At 77.1% G+C, this 4,838-nt stretch carries 6 protein-coding genes; 5 read left to right on the plus strand and 1 reads right to left on the minus strand.

What is annotated here, in order from left to right; all coding sequences use genetic code 11:
• From AC0CYZ_RS06235 to AC0CYZ_RS06245, 3 genes are all read left to right on the plus strand, one after another.
• On the plus strand, nucleotides 1-1,083 hold a 1,083-nt coding region (locus AC0CYZ_RS06235), incomplete at its 5' end, for a DNA glycosylase AlkZ-like family protein (protein ID WP_472213388.1).
• Nucleotides 1,084-1,186: 103 nt separating this feature from the next.
• Nucleotides 1,187-1,360, plus strand: coding sequence for a CsbD family protein (locus AC0CYZ_RS06240; protein ID WP_472213390.1), 174 nt, complete (start codon nucleotides 1,187-1,189; stop codon nucleotides 1,358-1,360).
• A gap of 186 nt (nucleotides 1,361-1,546) precedes the next feature.
• A complete protein-coding gene (locus AC0CYZ_RS06245; protein ID WP_472213392.1) occupies nucleotides 1,547-2,530 on the plus strand; it encodes an NAD(P)/FAD-dependent oxidoreductase in 984 nt (327 codons plus the stop codon).
• A gap of 26 nt (nucleotides 2,531-2,556) precedes the next feature.
• On the opposite strand, the gene AC0CYZ_RS06250 is transcribed toward AC0CYZ_RS06245, so the two are convergent.
• A complete protein-coding gene (locus tag AC0CYZ_RS06250) occupies nucleotides 2,557-3,321 on the minus strand; it encodes a uracil-DNA glycosylase family protein (protein ID WP_472213394.1) in 765 nt (254 codons plus the stop codon).
• Nucleotides 3,322-3,353: 32 nt separating this feature from the next.
• On the opposite strand from AC0CYZ_RS06250, the gene AC0CYZ_RS06255 reads away from it, so the two are divergent.
• Together AC0CYZ_RS06255 and AC0CYZ_RS06260 are read left to right on the plus strand one after the other, a co-directional pair.
• Complete coding sequence (locus AC0CYZ_RS06255; RefSeq protein ID WP_472213396.1) at nucleotides 3,354-3,938, plus strand: ASCH domain-containing protein; 585 nt, start codon at nucleotides 3,354-3,356, stop codon at nucleotides 3,936-3,938.
• A 4-nt stretch (nucleotides 3,939-3,942) separates the two neighbouring features.
• A complete protein-coding gene (locus tag AC0CYZ_RS06260) occupies nucleotides 3,943-4,689 on the plus strand; it encodes a hypothetical protein (protein WP_472213398.1) in 747 nt (248 codons plus the stop codon).
• Nucleotides 4,690-4,838 lie beyond the last annotated feature (149 nt).

A 4,838-nucleotide genomic window follows, 5' to 3' on the forward strand; every position in this document is an offset into this window, starting at 1 on the left:
GTCCTCACCCGCCGCCTGCGCCGCCACTTCCTCACCGGCCCCCTCGCCGGGACGCCGCACGAGGTCGCGGAGCGGTTGCTCGGCGTCCAGGCGCAGGTCCCGTCGTGCGCGGAGGAGGCGGTCGCGGTGCGCGGCCCGGCGCCGGCCGCCGTCCGCGAGGGGCTCGCCGACGGGTCGCTGCTGCGCACCTGGGCCGCCCGCGGGACGCTCCACGTGCTGAGCGCCGCGGCCGCGCCCGCCCAGCTCGCCCTGCTCGCGGCGGCCCGCACCTGGGAGAAGGGGTCCTGGCAGCGGCAGTTCGCGACGGCCGCGGAGGTGGGGCGCCTGGCCGAGCTGGTGGCCATGATCCTGCCCGGACGCTCGCTCACCCGCGACGAGCTGGTCGCCGAGCTGGACCGGCACGTGACGCCGGAGCTCGCGGAGCGGCTCGGGTCGGGCTGGGGCACGGTGCTCAAGCCCCTCGCCTGGCAGGGCCTGATCGTCAACGGCGAGCCCCGCGGCGCCCGCCCGACCTTCACCGACCCGGCAACCCGGACCGGCCGCCCGTTCGTGCTCCCCGATCCCGACGACGCCGCCCGGCTCCTCGTGCCCGCCTACCTCGACGTCTTCGGGCCGGCGAGCCCGACGGCGTTCGACGCCTGGCTGCTGCGCGGCGGGACACGGCGGCCGACCCTGCGGCGGTGGTTCGCCGAGCTGGTCGAGGACGGGGTCGTCGCGCCGGTCACGGTCCACGAGGACACCGACCGCGAGCAGCGGTACGCCCGCGTCGCCGACCTCGACGAGCTGGCCACCGAGCCCGAGCCGGACACCGACGGGCTCGTCCGCCTGCTGCCCGCCTTCGACCAGTGGGTCCTCGGCCCCGGCACCGCCGAGACGGCCGTCCTCGCGCCGCACCACCGGGCTCGGGTGAGCCGGACGGCCGGCTGGATCGCCCCGGTCGTGGTCCACCGCGGCCGCGTCGTCGGGACTTGGACCGAGGAGGACGCCGAGCCGGACTGGTTCGACGACGAGCCGCACCCCTCGGCCGAGGCCTTGGCCGCCGAGCGCGAGCGCCGACGGCGACTCGTCGGGGACCGGCGGTGACCTTCACGACGCGCGAACGCCGGTTCCGCGACGAGCGGCCCGGGTACCACGGTCGGTGAAGGGTCGATGCCGACCCGGAACCGAGTTGTGAGAGGAGACCGCCGTGAGCGACGCCGACAAGGCCGAGAACAAGGGCGAGGAGCTCAAGGGCAAGGCGAAGGAAGCCGCCGGTAGCGCCGTGGGCAACGAGTCCCTCGAGGCCGAGGGCAAGGGCGACCAGGCCAAGGGCAACGTGAAGCAGGCCGGCGAGAAGATCAAGGACGCCTTCAAGTCCTGATCGGTACTTCCCCGACGACGGCGCCCGCGGCCTCACGGCCCGGGCGCCGTCGTCTGCGCCCCCGTCGCTGTGACTGGCCGCTGCTCACCACCGTCCAGACAGGTCCATCCGGATGATGCCCGTCGAACGCGACCACCGGGCGGACGACCGCGGAGCTACCGTCCGCACGTGCCCGAGCAGGATCGTGTGAGCGCGCCGGCGGACGTGGTCGTCGTCGGCGCCGGCATCGTCGGGCTCTCCACCGCGGTGTCCCTCGCGGAGGCCGGCCACCGGGTGCGGGTGTGGACCGCGGACGATCCGTCGACGACCGCCTCCGCGCACGCGGGCGGGGTCTGGAAGCCGACGTACCAGGCTCCCCTGGCCGGTTCCCTGGTCCGCGCGTCCTGCTCGCTCGACCGCTACCGGCGCCTCGCGGCCGACCCCGCCACGGGCGTCCGGATGGTCGACGCCGTCACCGTCGGCGAGATCCCCGACCGGCACGCCCTCCCCCCGCAGCTCCGGCTGCTCCCCGACCTCGGCGTCCCGGCGACGCTGCCGGCCGGCTTCGACCGCGGGCTGGCGCACCGGTCCCCCGTCATCGACCTCCCCCGCCACGTCCGGTGGATGCGGGACCGGCTGGGCACGCTCGGCGGGGCGCTCGAGATCCGGCGGATCGAGACCCTCGACGAGGCCCTGGCCGACGCTCCCGTCGTCGTCCTGGCGGCCGGCCTGGGCGCGCGCGAGCTGGCCCAGGACCCGACCGTGCGCCCGCTCTTCTCGCAGTACGTCGTGACCGACAACCCCGGGGTGCACCGGGTCGTCGCCGAGATCTCCGACGCGCGCCGGTGGACGTCGATCATCCCGCAGCCCGACCGCGTCCACCTCGGCGGCGTGCGCCTCCCGGGCCGCACCGACCCGACACCGGACCGCGAGGAGGCCCGGGAGATCCTGCGCCGCTGCCGCGAGGCCGAACCGCTGCTCCAGGACGCGGCCGTGCTGCGCGTCGACACGGGCGTCCTGCCCGCCCGCCCGACGACGCGGGTGGAGGCCGAGCCGCGCGACCGCGGCCTCGTCGTGCACAACTACGGGCACGGGGGCAGTGGGCTCTCGCTGTGCTGGGGCACCGCGTGCGAGGTGGTCCGGCTGGTCGCCGCCCACCAGGGATCCGCCGTCGAGCGCCCCTCGGCCTGACCCCCCGGCCACGGGTCGGGCGAGGGTCAGAAGGGTCGTCGAGCGACCCGCGAGCCCCGCGCCGGGCCGACGTCCTCGCCGCGCGCCCGACGTCCGGCGTCGCGCAGCACCTCCACCAGGCGGTCGCCGTTGCGACGCCCGGTCACCGGGTCGAGCCGGTCGTGCACCAGCGGGTTCGGGTGCGGCGCCCGGGAGACCGTCGCCGGGCGCAGCTGCCACGGGACGCGGCCCCGTCGAGCGAGCACCGCCCACGCCTTGGCCGCGGGGGCGCCGAGCAGGACCACCTCGCGCGGCGGCGGACCGAGCAGGTCGAGGAACTCCCCGAGTCGGGGCGCGGCACGCAGCACCTCCCCGGCGAGCCGACGGGGCTCGTGGTTGGGGTTCGCGATCCACCACGGCACGAGGTGCCAGTGCAGCGTCACGTCCTGCCCGAGGCCCGCGCGGTCGGCCGCGCGGTAGAGGTTCGCCGACACCGCGTCGTTCGCGTAGCGGCTCACGAAGCCGCAGCCGTCCTCGGCGTCGGCGGCCGGTTCGGCCAGGAGCAGCAGCACCCGGGCCCCGTCGAGGGCCGCGGTGGGGTCGACGTACGGGACGTTCTCCAACGTGGTGTCCCGCAACCGGTCGACCCACCGGTTGAGCCGGCCTGGCCCGCCGTCGTGCCGCCGCGCCCACCAGTAGGCGTGCCGCTCGGGGGCGAGCTCGCGGCTGAAGAGCTCGTCGCGCCGCTGCGCGAGCCGGTTCCAGACGAGCTCGGGGCTGCGTGCGCCCCCGTGCGCCCCCGTCCGTGCCACGCCCACCAGCGTAGGTGCGCGAAGATGGCGGGGTGCTGTTCGCCCAGCGCTTCGCCGAGCCGATCGCACGCGGCGAGGTGGACCTGACGTTCCGGCGCTGGAAACGCGCCCAGGTGCGGCCCGGCCGCCCGTACCGCACGCCCGTGGGGCGCCTCGCCGTCGACGAGGTGGCCGAGGTCGACCCCGGCGGGGTGACCGACGACGAGGCGCGCCGTGCCGGGTTCGACGACGTCGCGGCGCTGCTCACCGAGGCCGGTCGCCACGCCGAGGACGGGACGCCGCTCTTCCGGGTCCGGTTCCACCGGCTCGACGAGCCCGATCCGCGCACCGAGCTCGCCGCCACCGAGCCCTCGGCGTCGGAGGCGGCCGAGCTCGCCGCGCGGCTCGACGCCATGGACCGGCGCAGCGGCCACGGCCCCTGGGCGTGGGCGACGCTGCGGGCGATCGCGGCCGAACCGGGTCGCCGCGCCCCGGACCTCGCCGCGGCGGCCGGCCGGGAGACCGCGCCGTTCAAGGCCGACGTCCGCAAGCTCAAGGCGCTCGGTCTGACCCACTCGCTCCCCGTCGGCTACGAGCTCTCACCCCGGGGTCGGGCCGTGCTCGCGACCCGGACCTGACGCGGTGGCCGACGACCTCGTCGTGCGCCTGCACGGCGGACCCGACCGGGACGGGGAGATCGACGCGGGCGGCCTCGTCGCGCTGGTCGGGGCGCTGCAGCTGCTGACGACGCGGATCGCGCGCCACCTCGTCGACCAGACCCGACCCGGGCGCAGCGCGGGCGTGGTGGAGCGGGCGGCGCGGGTGCGCCTCGTCGGGCTGGACCCGCACGCGACGGTGCTGCGCTTCGCGGTCGGCGAGGACGACGTGCTCGGCGAGGGGCTGGAGCAGGAGGTCACCGACGCCCTGTTCGAGCTGGTCCGCGGCCTGTGGAACGAGACCCCGCCGGCGTGGACCACCCCGCTGCTCGGCGACGCCTGCGTCGACCTGCTCGACGCGCTGGCCCGCACCTCGCGGACGGCGTCGCTGGGCGGCAGCCGCTTCCGCGAGGCGAGCTTCCGTCCCGGGGACCTCTCCCGGGCGCGGTGGCCGCGCTCGGATCCGCCCCGGACCTACGGCGACGTCGAGACGGTGCGCGGCCGGGTCGACCGGATCGACCTGCGGCGCGGGATCGTGCGGGTCCTCGACGACGCCGGGCGCGACGTCGTCGTCGAGGGCGTGGTCCCGGAGAGCGAGCCCGCCCTGTTCGACGGGGCGCCCGACCCGGCCGCGGTCGCGCGGCTGCTCGGGCAGGAGGTCGTCGTCACCGGGCCCGCCAGCCACGGCCCCGGCGGGCTGCGCCTGCGCGGCGCGACGATCCGGCCCGCCTGAGGGGGAACCGATCCGGGTCGGGCGGCCTCCAAGGAGGGAGACCGACCCCCGGGAGGCGTCCATGTCCCTGTCCCGTCCCGTCTCGGCCGCGTGCGCCGCCGACCTCGTCCCGGACCCGGCGTGAGGCGGCCGGGCCCCCGCCGTCGGCC

Source organism: Actinomycetospora sp., from assembly GCF_055612215.1.